Source organism: Crossiella cryophila (assembly GCF_014204915.1).
GTDB lineage: Bacteria > Actinomycetota > Actinomycetes > Mycobacteriales > Pseudonocardiaceae > Crossiella > Crossiella cryophila.
In genome coordinates this window covers 906,067-928,149 of the sequence record NZ_JACHMH010000001.1, presented here as the reverse complement: position 1 = coordinate 928,149, position 22,083 = coordinate 906,067, and the positions used below count along the sequence as shown (strand labels likewise).

The 22,083-nt window shown below is 70.9% G+C and carries 12 protein-coding genes; 4 read left to right on the top strand and 8 right to left on the bottom strand.

All coding sequences use genetic code 11. From position 1 onward, the window contains the following. Positions 1 to 16: 16 nt before the first annotated feature. A complete protein-coding gene (locus tag HNR67_RS04450; RefSeq protein ID WP_185000849.1) occupies positions 17 to 5,836 on the top strand; it encodes a DUF7507 domain-containing protein in 5,820 nt (1,939 codons plus the stop codon). A 1-nt stretch (position 5,837) separates the two neighbouring features. Here HNR67_RS04450 and HNR67_RS04445 read toward each other — a convergent pair whose 3' ends face one another. After that, entirely contained in the window at positions 5,838 to 6,833 is a 996-nt protein-coding gene (locus HNR67_RS04445) for a cation diffusion facilitator family transporter (protein ID WP_185000848.1), read from the bottom strand. Between the two features lie 148 nt (positions 6,834 to 6,981). On the opposite strand from HNR67_RS04445, the gene HNR67_RS04440 reads away from it, so the two are divergent. Next, positions 6,982 to 8,067, top strand: a complete 1,086-nt coding sequence (locus HNR67_RS04440; protein ID WP_185000847.1) for an SdrD B-like domain-containing protein — start codon at positions 6,982 to 6,984, stop codon at positions 8,065 to 8,067. A gap of 1 nt (position 8,068) precedes the next feature. Here the strand turns inward: HNR67_RS04440 and HNR67_RS04435 are convergent, their stop codons facing one another. The 7 genes from HNR67_RS04435 to HNR67_RS04405 all read right to left on the bottom strand — a co-directional run bounded on the left by HNR67_RS04435 (position 8,069) and on the right by HNR67_RS04405 (position 19,261). After that, positions 8,069 to 8,614, bottom strand: coding sequence for a Uma2 family endonuclease (locus HNR67_RS04435; RefSeq protein WP_246492456.1), 546 nt, complete (start codon positions 8,612 to 8,614; stop codon positions 8,069 to 8,071). Between the two features lie 86 nt (positions 8,615 to 8,700). Beyond that, positions 8,701 to 10,926, bottom strand: a complete 2,226-nt coding sequence (locus HNR67_RS04430; RefSeq protein ID WP_185000845.1) for a (Fe-S)-binding protein — start codon at positions 10,924 to 10,926, stop codon at positions 8,701 to 8,703. Positions 10,927 to 11,039: 113 nt separating this feature from the next. Beyond that, complete coding sequence (locus HNR67_RS04425) at positions 11,040 to 11,774, bottom strand: ESX secretion-associated protein EspG (RefSeq protein WP_246492863.1); 735 nt, start codon at positions 11,772 to 11,774, stop codon at positions 11,040 to 11,042. A 102-nt stretch (positions 11,775 to 11,876) separates the two neighbouring features. Beyond that, positions 11,877 to 13,862, bottom strand: coding sequence for a chymotrypsin family serine protease (locus tag HNR67_RS04420; protein WP_185000843.1), 1,986 nt, complete (start codon positions 13,860 to 13,862; stop codon positions 11,877 to 11,879). 183 nt (positions 13,863 to 14,045) lie between these two features. Then, positions 14,046 to 16,145: a S1 family peptidase gene (locus tag HNR67_RS04415; protein WP_185000842.1), complete on the bottom strand. Its 2,100-nt coding sequence runs from the start codon at positions 16,143 to 16,145 to the stop codon at positions 14,046 to 14,048. 121 nt (positions 16,146 to 16,266) lie between these two features. Next, on the bottom strand, positions 16,267 to 18,438 hold the full coding sequence (locus HNR67_RS04410) for a putative bifunctional diguanylate cyclase/phosphodiesterase (RefSeq protein ID WP_185000841.1): 2,172 nt from the start codon (positions 18,436 to 18,438) through the stop codon (positions 16,267 to 16,269). Positions 18,439 to 18,445: 7 nt separating this feature from the next. Beyond that, positions 18,446 to 19,261 carry an SAM-dependent methyltransferase gene (locus HNR67_RS04405; RefSeq protein WP_312986413.1) on the bottom strand — a complete coding sequence of 272 codons (816 nt, stop codon included), beginning with the start codon at positions 19,259 to 19,261 and terminating at the stop codon, positions 18,446 to 18,448. Positions 19,262 to 19,423: 162 nt separating this feature from the next. Between HNR67_RS04405 and HNR67_RS04400 the strand changes: the two genes are divergently transcribed. Both HNR67_RS04400 and HNR67_RS04395 read left to right on the top strand, forming a co-directional pair. Continuing rightward, positions 19,424 to 20,740, top strand: a complete 1,317-nt coding sequence (locus tag HNR67_RS04400; RefSeq protein ID WP_185000839.1) for a cytochrome P450 — start codon at positions 19,424 to 19,426, stop codon at positions 20,738 to 20,740. A gap of 35 nt (positions 20,741 to 20,775) precedes the next feature. Then, positions 20,776 to 21,825 carry an alpha/beta hydrolase gene (locus HNR67_RS04395; RefSeq protein WP_312986410.1) on the top strand — a complete coding sequence of 350 codons (1,050 nt, stop codon included), beginning with the start codon at positions 20,776 to 20,778 and terminating at the stop codon, positions 21,823 to 21,825. Positions 21,826 to 22,083 lie beyond the last annotated feature (258 nt).

Below are 22,083 nucleotides of genomic sequence, written 5' to 3'. Positions count from 1 at the left end.
CCCCAGTGTGCCCGGTATGCGGTTGCTCCGGGTCCTGCTCGCCCTGCTCCTCGCCCTCGGCGCACTGCTGGCCGGTGCCTCCGCGCAGGCGGGCGTGGTCAAGGCGTTCACGCTGAACTACGACCAGGTGGTCTACGGCGACTTCCTGGAGGTCGGCAACGGCTCGTTGCGCTGCCCGACCACGGCGGACCGGGCCCCGCAGTACTCCACCGCGTCCCCGGCCAACTGCGCCACGGTGGCAGGCGGCAGCACCGTCCCCGGCTCGACCGGCAACTACAACGACGACTACTTCATGCTGCAGGCCGACGTGGACGCCGACGCGGACACGTTCAACTCCTCCCGGGCCACCCTGCGCATCCCGCCCGGCGCCACGATCGACTTCGCCCGGCTGAACTGGGCGGGCAACACCGGCACCTATGTCGGGCAGACCGGCCTGATGTGCCAGGACCGCGGGCGGGTCGCGGCCACCGTGCCCAGTGGCGCGGCGGCCAGTCCTGAGCAGCAGAAGGTGCGCTTCGCGGTGGGCGCGGAGGCCACCGACATCGCCCCCGTCGCGGTCACCAGGGATCCGGCCCGGACCTACACCGGCGGCCAGTACTACTCCGCCTACGCCGATGTGACCAGCGCGTTCGCCGGCGTCACCACCGGGTCCGACCTGAGCATCACCACCGGCAACGTGTGGGGTGTCAACGGGTTCGGCTGCATGGCCGGCTGGTCGCTGGTGGTGGTCTACAAGTACGCCGAGCGGGATCCGGTCAACGCGCCAAGCAAGCGCGAGGTGTTCGTCTACGACGGCCACGTGCGGCAGAACAGCACCGACCCGGCCACCACGGTGACCGTCACCGGCTTCCGCTCCGCCGCCGCGACCACCCGGATCGGCGTCACCGCCTACGAGGGTGACCGGAACATCCCCAGGGACGAGTTCAAGGTCAACAACACCTCGATCCCGGAACCGGGCACCGGCAACACCGACAACTTCTTCGTCTCGCTGGCCGACGGGCGGTCCAGCCCCGACTCGGTGAACAACTGGAGCGTGGACGCCAAGTCCTTCAGCACCACCGCGATCCGCTCCGGGGCGACCAGCGCCGAGTTGTCCTTCGTGACCAACGGCGACTCCTACCTGGCGCAGAACCTGGTGTTCTCCGTCGCCGTGCCCGAACTGCAGATCGAGAAGGCCGCCGACCCGTCCGTGGTGCACGCGGGCGAGCAGGTCACCTTCACCATCAAGGTGACCAATCCCAGTGGCGCACCGGCCAGCGGGGTCCGGGTCAGCGATCCTGCCTTCCCCGCCTGCGACCGGGAGATCGGCGCGCTGGCCGCGGGCCGGTCCACCACCTACACCTGCACCGGGACCGCGCCGGCCGCTGACGTCACCAACACGGCCAACGTCAGCGGCACCAGCAGCCTCGGCGATCCACTGGAGGGCAGTGCGAGCGCCAAGGTGGACGTGATCCACCCGGCGATCACGGTGGCCAAGGACGCGGACAAGCCCGCCTACCGCGCGGGCGACACCGTCACCTTCACCATCAAGGTCACCAACTCCGGCGACGTGCCGCTGACCCGGCTCCAGGTCGCCGACGCCAAGGTCCCCGACTGCGCGCGCAACCTCGCCGGGGTGCTCGCCGTCGGGGCCAGCCGCACCTTCACCTGCACCACCGCCGCGCCGGTGGCCGACGGCGTGAACACGGCCACCGCCAGCGGTTTCGACTCGCTCGGGCTCAAGGTGCAGGCCAGTGACGACGCCCCGGTGCCGATCGTGCGGCCCGGCATCGAGCTGACCAAGTCCGCCGACCCTGGCACCATCCGGGCCGGGGACCAGACCACGTTCACCATCACCGTGCGCAACACCGGCGACTCCCCGCTGGACCCGGTGCGGATCGCCGACGACCGCACCCCGGAGTGCGCGCGCACGCTGTCCGGAGCGCTGCCAGCGGGCGGCAGCCAGACCTACACCTGCACCGCGCGGCTGAGTGAGACCACCACCAACACCGCGACCGCGACCGGGCGGGACAGGTCAGGGCAGGACGTCACGGCGAGCGCACAGGCCACCGTCAAGGTGCTCAAACCCGCGGTGGACATCGAGAAGACCGCCTCGCCGGAGACCGCCAGGGTCGGGGACACCGTCACCTTCACCATCAAGGTGACCAACACCGGGGACAGCGATCTGACCCGGGTCACCGTGGCCGATCCGGCGTTGCCGTTGTGCGCCAAGGAGTTCGAGCGGCTCGCGGCCGGGGCGAGCGAGACCTACACGTGCAGCACCACGGTCAGCGCGGACCTGGTGAACACCGCGACCGTCACCGGCACCCCGCCGGTCGGGCCGCCGGTGACCGACACCGACGACGCGCGGGTGGACGTGATCAACCCGGCGATCGAGGTCACCAAGACCGCCGAGCCCGGCGTCGTCCGGGTTGGCGACCAGGTCACCTTCACCGTGCTGGTGCGCAACACCGGCGACGTGCCGCTGACCAACGTGGTGCTGGCCGACCAGGACGCACCCGGCTGCGGCGGCACCATCGCGCAGCTGGCCGTGGGCGCGCAGCAGCGGTTCAGCTGCGTGGTGACCGCGCCGCAGGAGGACTTCGCCAACACCGCCACCGCCACCGGTACGCCGCCGGTGGGTCCGCCGGTGTCCGATGTGGACACCGCGCGGGTGGACGTGCAGCACCCGGCGGTGCGGATCACCAAGGACGCCGAACCCGGCCGGGTGCGGGCCGGTGAGCAGGTCACCTTCACCATCAAGGTCACCAACTCCGGCGACGTGGACCTGACCGACGTGCGGGTGGCCGATCCGCTGACCCCGGCCTGTGACCGGGTGTTCGCCAGCCTGGCCAGCGGCGCGAGCCAGACCTACACCTGCGTGCTGACCGCCACCCAGGACCTCACCAACGTGGCCACCGTGACCGGCACGCCACCGGTCGGCCCGCCGGTCACCGCCACCGACGATGCCGTGGTGGACGTGGTGAACCCGCGGCTGGACATCGAGAAGTCCGCCGAGCCCGGCACCGTCCGGGTCGGCGACCAGGTGAGCTTCACGATCAAGGTCACCAACTCCGGCGACGCGCCGCTGACCTCGGTCACGGTGGCCGACCCGGCTGTCCCGGCCTGCGCCCGCACCCTGCCGGACCTGGCGCCGGGGGCGAGCCAGAGCTACACCTGCATGTGGACCGCGGGCAGTGCGGACCTGGTCAACACCGCCACGGTCAGCGGGAACGACCCGACCGGCCGCCCGGTGACCGCCACCGACGACGCGCGGGTGGACGTGATCCATCCGGCGATCGAGGTCACCAAGACCGCGGACAAGAAGACCGTGCGCGAGGGTGATCAGGTCACCTTCACCGTGGTGGTGCGCAATACCGGGGACGTGCCGCTGACCAACGTGGTGGTCAGCGATCCGGTCGCGCCGGGCTGCGGCGCCACCATCGCGGAACTGCCGGTCGGCGGCGAGCGGGAGATCACCTGCACGGTGACCGCGCCCGCGCAGGAGTTCACCAACACCGCGACCGCCACCGGCACGCCGCCGGTCGGGCCGCCGGTCAGCGATGACGGCAAGGTGGTCGTCTCGGTGCTGCACCCCGGCATCAACATCGCCAAGGACGTGCGTGGCGGGCCGTTCCGGGAAGGCGACACCGTCACCTTCGGCATCACCGTGACCAACACCGGCGACGCGCCGCTGACCGCGGTCTCGGTCACCGACCAGGTGGCCCCGGACTGCGCGCGCACGCTGCCCGACCTCGCGCCGGGCGCCAGTCAGACCTACACCTGCACGATGACCGCGCCGGCCAACGACATCCAGAACACCGCGAGCACCACCGGCACCCCGCCGACCGGGCCACCGGTGTCCGATGTGGACGGTGCAGAGGTCGATGTGGTGCACCCTGGCGTCGAACTGGACAAGAGCGCCGCGCCGGAGACCGTGCGGGCCGGGGACACCGTCACCTTCACCATCCGGGTGCGCAACACCGGGGACACCGAACTGACCGCGGTCACCGTGACCGACCAGGCCGTGCCCGGCTGCGCCCGCGTCATCGACAAGCTCGCCGCCGGGGAGACCCAGACCTACACGTGCACCTGGACCGCGGGGCAGGAAGACCTGGTCAACACGGCCGCGGTGACCGGGACGCCGCCGGTGGGTCCGCCGGTCACGGACACCGGCGACGCGCGGGTGGACGTGATCCACCCGGCCCTGGACGTCAGCAAGACCGCGAACAAGAAGACCGTGCGCGAAGGTGATCAGGTCACCTTCACCGTGATCGTGCGCAACACCGGCGATGTGCCGCTGACCAACGTGGTGGTCAGCGACCCCGCCGCACCCGGCTGCGGCGGCACCATCGCGCAGCTGGCCGTGGGTGCGGAGCAGCGGATCACCTGCGTGATCACCGCGCCTGGCAACGACTTCGCCAATACCGCGACCGGCACCGGCACCCCGCCGGTGGGGCCGCCGGTGCGGGATGAGGACACCGTGCGGGTGGACGTGCAGCACCCGGGCATCAGCATCACCAAGGACGTGGAGGGCGGGCCGTTCCGGGCCGGGGACTCGGTGACCTTCCGGATCAAGGTCAGCAACACCGGCGACGTGCCGCTGACCGGCGTCACGGTGACCGACCAGCTCGCGCCGGAATGCCGCCGTAGCTTCCCGGAACTGGCCGTCGGGGCGGCCGAGACCTACCCGTGCACGATGGTCGCGCCCGCGGACGATGTGGTGAACACGGCCACTGCCAACGGAAAACCGCCGACCGGACCTGATGTGTCCGATGTGGACGATGCCCCGGTTGACGTGCTGCACCCGGGGGTGGACATCGACAAGTCGGTCAGCCCGGCCACCGCCCGGCCCGGCGACCAGGTGACCTACACGATCGTCATCCGCAACACCGGCGATGTGCCGCTCACCGAGGTCCGGGTCACCGACGACAGGCAGGCGAGCTGCGGATTCACCCTGCCGCTGCTGCCGGTCGGCGGGACCGAGACCCGGACCTGCGTGATCACCGCGGCCCAGGACGTCACCAACACCGCGACGGTGACCGGGACCGACCCGACCGGCCGCCCGGTGACCGACACCGACAACGCGGTGCTGGACGTGATCGGCCCCGGTATCGAGGTGACCAAGACCGGCCCGGCCAAACCACTGCTGAGCGGCCAGGAGGCCACCTTCACCGTGGTGGTGCGCAATACCGGCGACGTGCCGCTGACCAACGTGGTGCTCGCCGATCCGGTCGCGCCCGGCTGCTCGGTGGCCGTCGGGAACCTGGCGCCCGGGGAGTCGAGCAAGCCGGTGACCTGCGTGGTGACCATGCGGGACAACGACATCGCCAACACCGTGACCGCCACCGGCACCGACCCCACCGGGCGTCCGGTGACCGACACCGACCAGGCCACCGCGAAGGTCGGCAAGCCCGGCATCGACCTGACCAAGACCGCCGACCAGGACGAGGCCGCGCCCGGCCGCACGGTGACGTTCAAGCTGACCGTGCGCAACACCGGCACCGTCGACCTGATCGGCGTCACCGTGGCCGACCCGAGCCTGCCCGGCTGCGACCGCCGGATCGACCGGCTGCCGGTCAACGACAGCCGGACCTGGACCTGCACCACCGCCGCACCCGGCGGCGGCACCCTGGTCAACACCGCCACCGCGACCGGTCAGCCGGACACCGAACGGCCGGGGAACCCGGTCACCGACACCGATTCCGCCTCGGTGCGGGTGCCCGGCGGGCCGGTCCCGCCGCGGCCGCCGCTGGCCCAGACCGGCGCCGCGCCCACGGTGTTCCTGTGGGCGGGGCTGGCCCTGGTGGTGCTCGGCGTGGTGCTGGTCGCCGGAACCCGGCGTCGCCGGAGCTGAGTCAGCGCTCGGGCCGGGGGAACAGCTCGCCGTAGCGGGCGAGCACCCTGGCCCGCAGCTCAGGATCGGCCCGCGGGACCGGCTCCAGGAAGACCTCGTCCAGCTCGGCGAACTCGGCGCGCAGCTCGGCCGAGATGCGCACGCAGGCGCGTTCCAGGTCGGCCGCGCCCAGGTTGTCGTCGAAGTCCAGCCGGGCGCACAGCAGCACCCGGTCGGTGCCGGTGACCATGCTCAGGATGTCCACCACCACCTCCACCTCGGGCTGCGCCTCGATCCGCCGGTAGGCCGCGCGCACCAGCACCGGATCGGCCTGGCGGCCGATGAGCAGGCCGAGGTTGGTGCGGCCCAGCAGGTAGGCCACCCCGGCCAGCAGCACGCCGATGGCCAGCGAGGCCACCGCGTCCCAGACCGCGGAGCCGGTGAGCTGGTGCAGCAGCACGCCGAGGAAGGCCAGCACCAGGCCGATCAGCGCGGCGGTGTCCTCGAAGAACACCGTCTTCACCGTGGGATCGTCGGAATGCCGCAGGTAGGCCGGGATCGGGCGGCCCTCGGCCTTGGCCTCCCGCCGGACCTGGCGGGAGGCCTGCACGAAGGAGACCGACTCCAGCAGGAAGGCCAGGCCCAGCACCAGGTAGGCCACCCACGGCCGGGTCTGCGCGTCATCACCGCTGATCAGCGTGTGCACGCCCTCCACAACCGCGAACACCGCGCCCGAAGCGAAGATCGCCACCGCGGCCATCAGCGACCAGAAGAAGCGCTCCTTGCCGTAGCCGAACGGGTGGCGGGCGTCGGCCGGTTTGCCGGAGCGGCGCAGCGCGGTCAGCAGCAGGCCCTCGGTGAAGGTGTCCGCGACCGAGTGCCCGGCCTCGGCCAGCAGCGCGGCCGAGCCGGTGAGCACCCCGGCGACCGCCTTCATGATGCCGATCAGGAAGTTGACGATCAGTGCCAGCACCACGGTGAGCGTGCTCTCGCCGCCCGGTTCGCTCTCCTGCGCCATGCGCACATCGTGCTCTCCAGAGCGCTTTCCGGCACACCGGGCACGCGGTGCCGCCGGAGGGGTGAATCCGCGGTGTCGTGGACAACCAACGGGCAACATCGCACGTGTGTTGGATGTCAACGAACTTCGAGGTCGATTGGGAGTCCAGATGAACCTGCGGCGCACTGCCGTGGTCCTGGCCGGTGTGAGTCTGCTGTCCCTGACCGGAATGCCCGCCCAAGCCGAGGACATCGCCCCGACCGGCGTGGTCACCGGCAGAGTCTGGTTCGACCGGAACGCCGACGGCGCGGCCCAGCCCGGCGAACCCGGCGCGGGGGAGGCCGAGGTGAGCTTCTACGACGTGCTGCGGCAGCGCCCGGCCGGCAAGGCGGCCACCGACGAGGACGGCCGGTACCGCTCACCCGCACTGCGGTTCGGGCTGTACAAGATCAGCCACCACCGGTCCGAGTACGCGGCCACCACCAGCCCGGTCCGCTTCGCGCTGGTCTCCGCCGAGGGCATCCGCCCGGCCGACTTCGGCATCCGCGGCGCCACCGTCACCGGCCTCATCTGGCAGGACACCGACCGGGACGGCCGCCGTGACCAGGGCGAACCAGCGCTGCCCGAGGTGCAGGTCTCCTCGGTCAAGCCGATCACCCGGTACGCGGTCTCCGGTCCGGACGGCCGCTACCGCCTGGAGGACCTGCCCGCAGGCCGCTTCCAGCTCAAGGCCAGCTCGGTGGCGGGCCCAGCCCAGCTCACCCTGACCCGCCCCGGCCGGGACAACGCCTTCACCTGGGGCAGCTACACCACCCGTGAACTGCGGGTCCGCCCCGGCGAGACGGTGCGCGGGGTGGACGCGGGCTACGCCGAGTCCCGCTACGACGGCGCCCTGGCCATCAGCACCGACCGCGACCCGCAGACGGTGGCGGTCGGCGAACCGCTCAAGATCACCGTGCACCTGGCCAACCGCGGCGACACCGGCCAGCGGGTGGCGGTCTCGCTGTACCCACCGGCCGGCGTGCGGATCTCCGGGGTCAGCGGCGACTGGACGGTGGTCTCCACCGGCCCGACCGTGCTGGCCAACTCGGTGCACGCGATCGAACCCGGCGCCAGGGAATGCGCGCTCACGCTGACCGTGGTGCTGGAGCGCCCGCTGACCGAGCCGTTGCAGTTCCGGCAACGCCCCGAGGTCGGCGGCGACCGCGACCCCGGCAACGACGACGGCTACCTGTGGGTGGGCCGCAGGCCCTAGCTCAGTAGTCGAGCAGCTCGGCCGGGTCGAAGGACATCGGGAACGGCAGGTCCGTCTCGAACTTCTGCCCGGCCAGCGCGCTGGCGTACGGCCGGTAGCCCTTGCCACCCAGCTTGAGCAGGTTGACCGAGGCCCGCTCCTGCTCGTGGTCGACCTGGACCTCCAGGAAGTACGGGATGCCCACGGCCGCGCACAGGGCGGGCTTGTCGATGCGATCCCGGCGGCGGCTGCTGGGCGAGACCACCTCGCCGACCAGCGTGACCAGGCCGGGATCCACCCAGAGGGCGCCTTCCGGTGAGCTGTTGAGCACCGTGAGATCCGGCTGGATCCACCGCTTGGGCTCGAAGAGCAGGTTGACCGTGCCATACACCCGGAACGGGGTCTGCTTGGCCGCCAGCTTCGCAAGGAAGATCAACTGACCTTCCGCATAAGAATTCTGCGAAGCCTCATATGGGCTCATGATCAGCTTACCGTCCAGGCACTCGTACTTGGCCGCCGGAACGTGCGGCAATGGCAGGTAGTGTTCGGCCAGCTGCGTGTCCCACATCCCGTTGAACTCAACGAGTGGGTCAAAAGGCTGTCCAACCAGTTCGGCAACCATCCGCCAGCACCTCCTGCGGCAAGCGTACTGCCTTACCCCGCGCTGGGCTGCTCCGCGTTCTCCGGCTCGGCCGCCGTCGGCACGCTCCGCTTCACCGCGCTGAGCAGCAGCTGGGACACGTCCACCACCTCGACCGCCGCCGCCTGACCCTCGCTCTGGCGCTGGGTGACGCCGTCGGTGAGCATCACGCGGCAGAACGGGCAGCCGGTGGCGATCTTGGTGGGGGCGGTGCCAAGGGCCTCGTCCACGCGGTCGACGTTGATCCGCTTGCCGATCCGCTCCTCCATCCACATCCGGGCGCCGCCGGCGCCACAGCACATGGAGCGGTCGCCGTGCCTTGGCATCTCGCGCAGGGCCGCGCCGGTGGCGCCGATCAGCTCGCGCGGCGGGGTGTAGACCTTGTTGTGCCTGCCCAGGTAGCAGGGGTCGTGGTAGGTGACGTCCTCGGCCAGCGGGGCGACCGGGACCAGGCGGCGTTCCCGGACCAGGCGGTTGAGCAGCTGGGTGTGGTGCACGACCTCGAACTCGCCGCCCAGCTGCGGGTACTCGTTGGCCAGCGAGTTGAAGCAGTGCGCGCAGGTGGCCACGATCTTGCGCTTGCCCTTGGGCCTGCCCTCGAACACCGAGTTCAGCACCTCGACGTTCTGCTGGGCCAGCATCTGGAACAGGAACTCGTTGCCGGCGCGCCGGGCCGGGTCACCGGTGCAGGTCTCCTCGGGGCCGAGCACGGTGTACTTGACCTCGGCCAGGTGCAGCAGTTCGGCCACCGCGCGGGTGGTCTTCTTCGCCCGGTCCTCGAACGCGCCCGCGCAGCCGACCCAGAACAGGTACTCGGTGTCGCCCAGTTCGCCGTCGAAGACCGGCACCTCGAAGTCCAGGCCCTCGGTCCAGGCCAGCCGGTCCTTGGCGTTCTGGCCCCAGGGGTTGCCCTTGTTCTCCAGGTTCTTGAACATCCCGCCCAGCTCGCTCGGGAAGTTCGACTCGATCAGCACCTGGTACCTGCGCATGTCCACGATGTGGTCCACGTGCTCGATGTCCACCGGGCACTGCTCGACGCAGGCGCCGCAGGTGGTGCAGGACCACAGCACCTCGGGGTCGATCACGCCCAGCTCGTCCGGGCCGCCGATCAGCGGGCGCTCGGACTCGGCCAGCGCCAGCACATCGATCTTGGCCAGCCTGGCCTCGGCGTCGTCGCCGGTGATGCCGACCTCGTCGCCGCCCATGTCCTTGCGGCCGCCGGCCAGCAGGTACGGGGCCTTGGCGTAGGCGTGGTCGCGCAGCGCCGTGATCACCAGCTTGGGCGAGAGCGGCTTGCCGGTGTTCCAGGCCGGGCACTGGGACTGGCAGCGCCCGCACTCGGTGCAGGTGGTGAAGTCCAGCCAGCCCTTCCAGGAGAAGTCCTCGACCTTGCCGGCGCCGAAGACGTCCTTCTCCGGGTCGGCCTCCTCGAAGTCCAGCGGCTTGCCGCCGCTCATCATCGGCTTGGCCGCGCCCAGCGCCACGCCGCCGTCGGCCTCGCGCTTGAAGTAGATGTTGAAGAAGGCGGTGAACCGGTGCCAGGCCACGCCCATGTTCAGGTTGCGCGAGATGGTGATCGCCCAGGCGGCCGAGATGAAGATCTTCAGCACCGCGAAGATGGAGACCATGATCGCCGCGCTGGGCAGGATGGCGCCGAGGCCGTGCGAGATCGGGGTGGCCCAGACCGGGTAGTGGAACAGCCCGCTGGAGGCCTTGAACGCGCGGATGGCGAAGATGCAGACACCGACGCTGAGGATGACGCCCTCGACGAAGTAGGCCTGCCAGAAGTTGGAGCCCTGGAACCGGGACTGGCGGTCCGCGCGGCGCGGGTGGTTGCGCTGGCGGATGCCGATCAGCACCAGGATGCCGATCACCGTGGTCAGGCCGATCAGCTCGACGAACAGGCCCCAGATCGGCCAGCCGCCGATGATGGGCAGCTCGAAGGAGGGGTCGAAGACCTCGCCGTGCGCCTCGACCAGGGTCAGCACCAGCGAGCCGAAGCCGACCATGACGAACCAGTGCGCCGCGCCGACCACGCCCCACTTGAGCATCCTGGTGTGCCCGAGGATCTCGGTGAGCATGGTCTTCAGGCGGCCGAACAGCGGCCCGTTGCGGGTCGGGTCGGGTTGGCCCAGCCGCACGGTGCGCACCATCTGGACCACGGCCCTGGAGAGCAGGACGACCCAGGCGAGGGTGGCGGCCAGAGAAATCAGGCCCAACACGATATGCACAGCACCCATGCTCGGCAGTCCTCCCAGGTGATAGCGGCGTCGGTATCCTGCCCCGCCCGGGAGACTACGCCATATTACTCACCAGTAACCACCTGGCGTGTCCGGTGTCGCACCGGTTGGCGTCAGTTGACCGAGATCAGCAGTTCGGACAGATTCTCGACCAAGCGCTCGGTGTCCGCCGGGGCGACCGTCGTGTATTGACCGATCGCGCGCACCGAGTAGCGGCCCTCGATGTTGTCCACCACGGAAACCACGTGCTCAGCGCGGTTGCGCTCGCCCCAGTGGTCCCAGCCGGTGGCACCGAACTGGCCGCCGCGCAGTCGTTCCGCGCTGACCGTCTGGGCCAGCGCGCGAGCCGGTCCGGCCGGCATGCCGCCCAGCTCCAGCTGGTGTGCGAAGGCGTCGTAGGACTTGCCGGCGCGGGCCGCGGCGTACTGCAGCAGATCGTTGGGCACGGTGATCGAGTCGCCGTGGCCGGGCGGGTGCTCCGGCAGCAGCTCCACCGCGGCCTCCGGCATGGTGGTGGGGCCGATCTCGGAGATCCGGATCTGGTTGTCCATCACACTGCCGCAGGCCACGAACTCGCCGCTGCCGGTGACCATGGCCCGCAGCGAGCGTTCCCGGTCCAGGTTGAAGCGCAGGTCGATGGCGGTGCGCGGGCGGGCGAACTGGTGCAGCAGATCCGTGTACCAGGAGTTGAGCTGACCGGGCCAGCCCAGGCCCTTGTCGGCCAGGCCCACCCAGGCCGACCTGCGGATCTGCTCGGCCTCCTCGTCGGAGGCCGGATCGGGTACGACGTCGAGCACCAGCGGCCGGGCCCCCGGTGCGAGGTCTTCCCAGCTCACGAAGAACTCCATAGGCGTGAGCACGACCGCCGCCATGGCCTTCCTTCCCTGTCTCCCACCAGGTTCAGGAGGCCAACGGTACCCCCGAACAGGCGGCATCGGCCGGACAACGCGCTAATCCGCGTCGGCCCGCCGCCGGAGCCTGCGCAGCCCGAGCGCCAGGCCGAGCACCAGCAGCCCGCCGCCGAGCGTCACCGCCACCGCCACCGGGTGCCCGCCGCCCTTGAGTTCGGCGGCCAGTCCGGGGTTCGCGCCGGTCTCCAGCACGTCCTGACTGGGCGCGCTCACGCCGCCGACCAGGTAGCGCACGCTCGCCTCCGCCGAGTCCACCCTGGTCACCGTCTGCCGCGCGGTGATCGAGCGCGCGCCTGGCTTGAGGTCGGCGCCGGGCCGCAGCCGCCACTGGCCGTCCGCGCCGACCGTGGTCGACCCGGCGGGCACCCCGTCCACCGACACGGTCACCAGCGCCTTGGGCTTGCCGGTGCCCGCGATCTGCGGCCGGGGCAGGTCGCCGCGATCGCCCTGACCGGGCGCGGTGATCACCGGGGGCGGCGGCATCACGGTGAAGTTGCCGACCGTCTCCGGGGACTCCTGCCCGTCCACGCTCTGCCGCAGCGCCACCTGGTGCCCGCCGAGGCACAGCTTCTCCGGCAGCGTCAGCTTCCAGCGGCCCTCGCTGTCGGCGGTGATCTGCACCGGTGGCTTGGCGTCCAGCCGCACGCTCACCCGCGCGCCGGGCCGGGCGGTGCCGTGCACCTCCGGCAGCGCCTCGGTGCCCCGGCTGCCGTCCAGCGGGCCCAGCAGGGTGGGCGCGCGCAGCCGCGGCTCGTCCGGGTCCAGGTAGGCGACCAGCTTGTCCTGGTTGGCATCGCGCGGCCGGGTCCGGTCCGGGGCCAGCTCGTCCACATCACGCACGCCGTCGGCGTCCGCGTCGCCCTCGGTGGTCAGCAGCCGCAGCTCGCCGCCGAAGCTGGGCAGCACATCCGTGGTCAGCGATTCGCCGAGGGCCAGCGTGGTCAGCCCGCCGGGTCCGGGCGCGGGCCGGCAGCGACCGGCCGGTGAGCCCAGGTGTGCGGCCGAGGTCCAGCCCAGTGCCGCGCCACCGGCCAGCAGTGCGCCGCCGCCGTCCACGCACAGTCCGTGCACCTCGAAGCCGCGCAAGGCCATCGCGCCGGACTCGCCGAGCCGCCACACCGAGCGCGGCGCGAACACCGTGCCGCAGGAGTAACCGGCCCGGCCCGCCGCGCACACCTGGGCGCCGGGGATGGCCGCGGCGATCGACTCGACCCGTTGCGCGCCACCGGGTCCGGCCACCTCGGGCAGCGGGGTGGCGTGCTGGTCGGCGATCCGGATCGAGGCCAGGTCGTCGCCGGGGCCGTCGCCGTCCAGCGAGGCCAGGGTGAACCTGTCCACCGAGCCCAGCGGCGCGCAGTGGGCCGGGCCGAGGGAGACCGCGCGACCGAGGCGGTCCAGCGCGTTGAGGCCGTAGCCGCAGCCTTGGGCACGCACCGCCGGCGGCTGCGGCGGCAGGTCGGTGTGCTCGACCCGGAGCGAGACACCGGGGCGGGGCAAGGAGTTCGCGAGTCGGCGGCCGGTCGCGGAGTCGGCCAGCAGCAGGCGCAGGTTCCCGGCCCGCACGTCCGGGGTGATGCCGTAGACCGCGGCCCGTTCGGCCGGTGGCAGCGCGGCCGACCAGCGGGCCACCGCGTCCACCGCCTGGTCAAGGGCCTCGGCGTTGACCGGCCGCACCTGCGCACCGGCCCCGGCGATCCGGACCCGGTCCGCGGCGGCCTCGTCGGTGACCGCGACCCGCAGCCGCCGGTTGCCGGACTCGAACCAGGCCCCGCCGAAGGCCGAACCCAGTTCGGCGCGCAGCCGGTCGGCGGCGGCAGCGGCCTGCCGGGCCGCGCGGCCGTTGGCCAGGTAGGTCACCGGGTCCAGGCCGAGATCGCGGCGCAGCGCCTGTTTCAGCTGTGGCGGCAACGCCTCGGCGTGCGCGGCGAGCAGCGCCTGCTCACCGGGCTGCTGCGCGGCCTGCGCAGGCATCGCGCCCAGCACGAGCAGGCAGGCGGCTCCGAACAACCCAAGCGCCCTGCGCATCCCGCACCTTCTTCGCCACCACCACAACCCGCCCGTGAGAACGGGGGCAGGCAAACGCTAGCCGCCCGAAGGGGCAGTTCCGCCGGTCGCTGCCGGGTTCGTTACGAAGGTCGCGGTATGGCAAAGAAACGGGCGGCCGTCCCGAAGGACGACCGCCCGTTCCGCGGTACTCACTCAGTCACATCAGGACTGCACGCCAGCCTTGCGGCGGCGGAAGAACACCAGCAGCGCGATGCCGCCGGCGACCGCGACGGCGCCACCGATCAGCATCGGCACCACGCCGTCCACACCGGTCTTGGCCAGACCGCCGTTACCGCCACCGTTGCCGGCGGGGCTGGTGGTCGGCGGGGCCGCGCCACCCTTGGTCAGCTCGTAGGCCACGGTGTCCGCGTCCGAGTCCACCTTGTCGATGGTCTGCTTGGCGGAGATGGTGTGCTTGCCCTTGGCCAGGTCCGCGGCCGGGGTGACGGTCCACTTGCCGTCGGCGCCCACGGTGGCCTCGCCCAGCTTGGTCTCGCCGGAGGTCACCGTGACGGTGGCCTTGGCGGTGCCGGTGCCGGAGATGACCGGACGGGCGTTCTCGCTCTTGACGCCTTCCTTGGGCTCGGTGATGACCGGAGCCGCCGGGACGACGGTGAACTTCGACTTGACCTCGCGCGAGGTCAGCTCGCCGACCTTCTGCTTCAGGCTGATCTCGTGGTCGCCGTAGGCCAGTTCCGCGCCCGTGGTCTGCGTCCACTTGCCGCTCGCGTCGGCCTTGATCTCCGTGGTCTGGCCCTTGTAGGACAGGGAGACCGCGGCGTTGGGCTTGGCGGTGCCGGTGAGCACCGGCTTGCGCTCGGTGATCCGGGACTTGTCGGCCGGGCTGGTCAGCTTCGGCGCGGACAGGTTCGGCTCGTCGGCGTCGCGGTAGGCGGCGACCCCGTTGTTGTTGGTGTCCTTGATCTTGGTGATGTCGGCGTTCAGCTCGTCGATGTCGAGCACGCCGTCCTCGTCCACGTCACCGTTGCTGGTCAGCACGGTGAGCTGGGCGTCGCCCTTGTGGTCGGGCAGGATGTCCCGGCCGACGAACTCGGCGTAGGAGCGGTCCTTCGGCTGGCCGGCGGTGGGGCACTTGTCGCCGGGGTTGGCGGCGCCGCCGGAGGTGATGCCCAGGGCCTTGGAGCCCAGGACCACGGCGCCGCCGGAGTCACCGGGGATGCTGCAGGCGTCGTGCTGGAACAGCGAGAGCAGGTGGTTGCTGATCCGCACCTGCACGTCGACGTTGACCACGTTGCCGCACTGCCAGCCGGTGGTGCGGCCGGACTTGCAGATCTCCTGGCCCTGGATCGGGTCGGTGACGCCGTCCAGCTTCAGGCCGCTGCCGTTGTAGCGGTTGACCTCGGGCAGCAGCTTGTTGCCGCCGTTGGTCACCTTGATGGTGGCCGAGTCGTCGCCGTCGGGGGCGTTGTCGAACCGGACGTTCTCGCCGAGACCGATGGCCTCGCCGACCGGGTTGCCCGCGCCCTTGATCTCGACGTTGACCTTGCGGCCGTCGAAGCCGTCGAAGCAGTGACCGGCGGTGATGATCTGGCCGCGGCCGAGCTTGTCCACGGCGTTGAAGCCGAGGGAGCAGAGCCGGAGGCTGCTGCCCGCGCCGGAGACGGTGTAGCCGTCGCCACCGCGGAGGTCCTTCTCGGCCTGCAGCTCTTCCTGCTTGTGCCCGACCTCGACCTCGACGTTGACCTTGGGCAGCTCGGCGGCCAGGGCCTTGCCCGCCTCCGAGCTGGACAGGGTCACGCCAAGCTTGCCGTCCTTGGTGTCCACCGCGACGGCCTGGAACGCGGCCTTCTTCTCGGCGGGCAGGGCCTTGACCCAGTTGGTGATGGTGGTCGCGGCGCGGTCGAGGGCGCCCTCGGAGACCCCGCGCTGGTGCACCTCGCCACCGGCGGCCCGCACCTTGGCGGCCACGGCGGCGTCAGTGACCGCGACGTGCAGTTTCTTGCTGTTCTTGTCGAACCACGCGCCGCCGAACTTCTCGCCCAGCTCCTTGCGCAGTCGCGTACCCGCCAGCGCGGCCTTGTCCGCGGCCCGAGCGGTCGCCACGTACTCCTTGGCGTCCTTGCCGAGGTCGCGACGGATCGCTTCCTTCAGCTCGGCCGGCATGGACTGCACGACCGCGTCGGCGGTGACCTCGGTCGGCTGCGCGGACACGATGCCCGTGCCCAGCGCGGTGCCCAGCACCAGCACACCCGCCACCGAAACCGCGGCGCCCACCCTCCGGCGGAGGCTTGCCTTACTCATCGAGCTCCTTCCCCAGACCCCACCATGACCCGATTGGGTTACCTCGGAGGGGTGACGCAGGGAAGCTAGCTGTAGTTCCGTCTACTTGGGACCGAGTTTGTGAAAAAAGGTGCGAACTTCGTTACGAAGATTTGACCCGCCAGGCCGGGCTGCCGAAGGCCGCCGCCAGCTCGTCTGGCCTGCACGGCAGTCCGAAATGATCACCGACAGCAAGATCGGCTTCGGCTGCCAGCCAGAATTCTGCCTGCTCAGCGGTTGACACACCGTCCGCGATCACTTCGGTGGCACCGGCCCGGTGCGCCAGTCCGGGCAGCGCGCGCAGCGAGTCGGCCACCGCCGGACCCGCCGAGCCCGCCCGGCCGAGAAGTTCACGGTTGAGCCGGACCGAGTTCACCGGAAGTTCGGTCAGCGTGGACAGGTCGCCCGCACCCAGCCCGAAGTCGCTGAGCACGGTGCGCACGCCCAGGTCGGCCAGCGTGCGCAGGTTGTCCCTGGCCTCGCCCCGGTCCGCGGTCAGCACCGGCGCGGGCAGCTCGACCAGCAGCTTGGTCGCCGGGAACGCGGTCTCCTTGAGCACGCCGACCACCCTGGTGACCAGGTCCGCGTCCGCGGCCTGGTGCGGGGTCAGGCTCAGCGCGAGCGACAGGTCCCGGCCCAGCCGCTGCCGCCACCAGCCGGTCTGCCGGCACCCGGTGCGCAGCAGCCACTCGCCGAGGTTGGCCATCAGCCCGGTCGACTCGGCCAGCTCCCGGCAGCGCTGGTCCGGCAGTGGCCCGAGTTCGGGGTGCTCCCAGCACAGCAACGCCTCCACCCCGTGCACCCGGCCGTCGGCCAGCCGCACCAGCGGCCGGTACCTCGGCTCCACCGCGCCGTTCTCGAACGCGCCCGGCATCGAGGCGGCCAGCGCGTCCCGCTCCCGGTCCAGCCGGTCCTGCTCGGGGTGCAGCTGCTCCCACTGCCCAGGTCCGTTGCCGCGGGCCCGGCGCAAGGCCAGATGCGCGCCGCGCAGCAGCTCGGCAGGCGTGCTCTCCGGCGGCGGCTGGTGCACCACGCCGATGCTGACCGAGGCGGCCAGCCCGTGCCCGTCCACGTAGGTCGGTTCGGCCAGCTCGCACCGGATCATGTGCACCATGGCCACCGGCGGCGGGGTGCTGGAACAGTTCTCCACCAGCACCGCGAACTCGGACCCGTCGATCCGCGCCACCATGGCCTTCTCCCCGGCCACCACCGCCTTGAGCCGCTGGGCGACCATCACCAGCAGGTGCTCGCCCGCGTGTTCGCCGAGCCCGTCGCGGACCACCGCGAAGGCGTCCAGGCCGAGGTGGAACAGGGTCACGCCGTAGCGCGGATCCGCTTGGCGCAGCACGGATTCCAGGTGGGTGCCGAAGTACTGGCGGTTGGGCAGCCCGGTCAGCACGTCGTGCAGCGCCTGCCTGCTCAGCTCGCTCTGCAGCAGCCGCAGTTCGGTGCCGTCCTCCACCACGGTGACGAACTGGCTGGGCGCCTCGTCCTCGCCGCGCAGTAAAGAGGCGGTCAGCGTGACCACCGCGTGGTCGCCGTCGGTCAGCAACAGCTTCTGGGACTGCTTGATCCGCTGGATCCGGCCGCTGAGCAGGGCCGCGTAGTCCTCGCGCAGCGCGGGCGCGTGCTCGGGCGGGATCAGCTCGAACAGGTTGCGGCCGGTCAGCTCGGCCGGGGTGTGCCCGAGGATGGCGCCGACCGAACCGTTCACCCGCAGCAGCGTGCCGTCCAGGTCGGTGATCAGGATGCCGCTGGCCGAGCAGGTGGCGACCTCCTCGAACCTGGCCTCGGCCGCGCGCAGGTTCCACTTGGCATCGCGCACCGCCTTGAGCAGCGAGAGCTTCATGCTCTCCTGCTGTTCCAGGGTGGCCCGCTGCGCGGCGGCGAGGAAACCGGCGGCCAGCGCGCCGAGCGTGCCCACCACGCGTTCGGCCGATTTGCCGCCGCGGAACTCCGGCAGTGCCAGCAGACCCTTGCCCAGGATGTCCATGGTCGCCGCGAGCGACTGCTGGCTCGCGCAGTTCAGCTCGACCAGCCGGGCCCCGGCCGCCCCGGCCGCCCCGGCCGTGCCTGGCTCGGCCCGCTCGCGGTGCACCGCCTCGCACAGGGTGTCCAGCAGTCCGGCCAGCTCGTCCTCGAACTCGGTGTGCACCAGTGGCACGTAGTCGGTCTCGGCCAGCACGTAAGCCCATTTGCGCGCCAGGGTGCGGCGTTTGCGCCGCGAGTCCTCCGGCGGCGGCGCCTGGCTTGCCCGCAGGCTGAGATCGGCCATGGGTGGCTCAGGTCTTCCTGGCCACGCCGGCGTAGGTGTAGTCGTTGCTCGACGGGTCGGCGATGGCGCCAGGGCCGTCGGCCCGCCAGTCGGCACAGCCGACCAGCCCCGGCTCGACCAGCTCGAAGTCGCCGATCAGGGCCAGGATCTCCTCGTAGGTGCGCGGGGTGACCTGGTCCGCGCTGCGGGAGATCCGGATCGCGTCGCCGAGGTCTTCCAGGTCCTGCTTCTGCTCGTCGTGGGTGGCGTGGGTGAGCGCGAGGTAGCTGCCGGGCGCGAGCAGATCGCGGTAATCACCCATCAGCTCGACTGGCTTGGACTCCTCCGGCAGCCAGTGCAGCACCAGCATGAACAGCAGGCCGACCGGCTCGTCGAAGTCGATCAGCTGCCGGACCGCCGCGCTGCCGATGACCCGCTCGAAGTCGCGCATGTCCGCGTGCACCACCCCGGTGCCGGGCGTCTGCTCCAGCATCAGCTCGCTGTGCGCGACCGCGACCGGATCGCGGTCCAGGTAGACCACCCGGCAGGCCGGGTCGATCCGCTGCGCGATCTCGTGCACGTTGCCGACGGTCGGGATGCCGGAGCCGATGTCCAGGAACTGCCGGATGCCCTGGGCCATCTGGTACCGGACCGCCCTGGCCATGAAGGCGCGGTTGAGCCTGGCCACCCGGCGCAGGCCGGGCGCGATGCGCTTGAGTGTCTCGGCGGTGTCGCGGTCCACGGCGAAGTTGTGGCTACCGCCGAGTACGTAGTCATAGACCCTGGCAATGCTCGGCGTCGTTATGTCGACGCCGGGCGGGATCCAGTCCTGCGTCCGCGTCACGGACAAACACCTCGATTCGTAGCGGTGCCCAGCATAGCGAGATTTCTCCGCCGAGTTGGTGATCGACCAATGGGATGACACCCCACTCGGACGGGTACTGTCGCCTGCGGCCGAATGGGCCCTAGTGTGGCCACTTCCCCTTTCCCGGCGCAAGGAGTGCGAATGCCCGTCCGGGTGGCACCCGGTCAGTGGCCGTTACTCGGGCACACACCGGCCTTGCTGCGCAGAAAATTCCGATTCACCGCCGGACTCCGCGAGCACGGCGACGTTGTCAAGCTCTATCTGGGACCACTCCAGGCTTATTTCATCACAAGTCCTGAACTGGTCCATCGCGTACTGGTAACGGACGGCGTGAGTTTCGGCAAAGGCGCCATGTTCGACAAGTTCCGCCCTTACATGGGTAACGGGCTGGCGATGTCGGACGGCGCGTTCCACCGGCGGCAGCGCAGGCTCATGCTGCCCGCCTTCCGCCAGGGGCGGATCGAGCACTACGCCGGGAACATGGTGCGCGCCGCCACCGAGCTGACCGGCTCCTGGCGGCCGGGCGAGGTCCGGCTGGTGGACGAGGACATGCAGGGCCTGGCGGTCACCATCGTCGGCGCCGCGCTGTTCGCCACCGAACTGGGCGGCAGCGCGATCGAGGAGTCCCGCCGGTCCATCCCGGTGATCGTCAAACAGGGCATCATCCGGGCGCTCTCACCAGGCTTCGTCGAGCGCCTGCCCATCCCGGGCAACCGGGCCTTCGACGCCGCGATCAGCCGGATGCGCGAGGTGGTCACCAGGGTGATCACCGGCTGGGACGGCGTCGACCACGGTGATCTGCTGTCCCTGCTGCTACTGGCCAGGGACGCCGACACCGGCGAGGGCATGACGGAGCAGCAGGTCTTCGACGAGGTCATCACGCTGCTCACGGCAGGCATCGAGACCAGCGCGCTGGCGCTGGGCTGGATCTTCCACGAACTGGGCCGCAACCCCGAGGTCGAGGCGAAGCTGCACGCCGAACTGGACGAGGTGCTGGGCGGTCGTCCGGTCACCTTCGCCGACCTGCCCCGGCTGGAGTACACCCGGCGGGTGGCCACCGAGGGCCTGCGGATGTACTCGCTGTGGCTGCTGATGCGGCGGGCCAACCGCGAGGTCGACCTCGGCGGACTGCGGCTGCGGCCGGGTGACGAGATCATCGTCAGCCCGTACACCATGCATTTCGACGAGCGATCCTTCCCTGATCCTGATCGTTTCGACCCGGACCGGTGGTCGCCCGAACGGACGGCCGCGGTGCCGGATGGCTCGTTCATCCCGTTCGGCGCCGGTATCCGGCAGTGCATCGGAAACTCTTTCGCGCTGACCGAGCTGCTGACGGCGATCGCCACGGTCGCCGCGCAATGGCGGCTCGTTCCGGTGCCGGATCGGCCCGTGCGGGTGAAGTTCACCAACGCGCCGTACCCGAGCGCACTGCCGATGACGGCAGTTCCACGTCATTAGTTGCTTCGCAAATCATCCATTCGGAGGTTCTTCCCGTGCGTTTGTTCTGGCGCCGGATCGGTGCGGCCACCGCCGCCTGCCTGGGTTTGAGCACGCTGATCGCCCCCATCCCGGCCGGCGCCGCCGAGCCGGCCTGCCGGGACCTGTCCATCCCGGTCTCCCTGCTCGACCTGCCCCTGCTCAGCCTGGACCAGACCATGTACGGCCGGCTGTGCACCCCGGCGGGTGGCAGCAACACCGTGCAGGTGCTGATCCCCGGCGGCACCTACAACAGCTCCTACTGGGACATCGCGCACTCGCCGGAGACCCGCTCGTACCGGAAGGCGCAGAACAAGGCCGGGTTCGCCACGCTGGCGCTGGACCGGATCGGCAGTGGCCGCAGCTCCAAGCCGCTGAGTGCGCTGCTGACCGCCTTCACCCAGGCCAACGCGGTCAACCACGTGGTCAAGGCAATGCGCTCCGGTTCGCTCGGGCCGAGGTTCGGCAAGATCATCCTCGGCGGGCACTCACTGGGCTCGGCGATCTCGGTGATCGTGGCGGCCAAGCACCAGAACGTGGACGGCGTGCTGATCGCCGGTCAGCTGCACCGGCTGAACCTGACCGGCATCATCCCCACCCTGACCACGCTGACCCCGGTGCTGCTGGACCCCAAGCCGGCGTTCCGGCTGCTGGACCCGACCTTCCTGACCACCGCGGTCGGGCAGCGCTACACCGCCTTCCACCGCGGCGGCCCGCTGGTGGAGGCCGCGGTGGCCGAGGACGAGGCGAACAAGGACGGCCTGGCCGCCGGTGAGGCGGTGGACGGCATCCTGCTCGGCACCATCCTGCCGCTGAGCAAGCTGATCAAGGTGCCGGTGCTGCTCGCCATGGGCGGCAACGACCAGGTGTTCTGCGGTGGCCTGCTGGGCAGCGACTGCTCTTCCTCGGAGGCGCTCCGGCAGTTCGAGGCGCCCAACTTCGCCCCGGCGGCGAGGCTGCGCACGTTCGTGCTGCCCGACTACGGGCACTCCTTCAACTACGCGCCGAACGCCTCGGAGTTCTTCCAGGCCACCGCGAGGTGGGCTGAGGAGATGGTCGGTCGCTAGACCGGCTCGCTGGGGACGGCCTTCACCGCCCGGACGGCCGTCCCCAGCATCGCGCCCGCGGGCCCGCTCCAGCAGGTTCGCCCCGTACTCCCACCCGTGGCCGGTGCCGCTGCCCGTCCGTGCTGTCTTGTGCGTCCTTGTGCGTCATCCCCGACCCGCCTCCCGCTGTGGCCCGGGACACAGCCGAAAACGAGGCCGGAACAAAGCCGGGACGCCGTCCGTTGGAGCAGTCAGAAGCTTGAGTGTGGCGGACTCAAC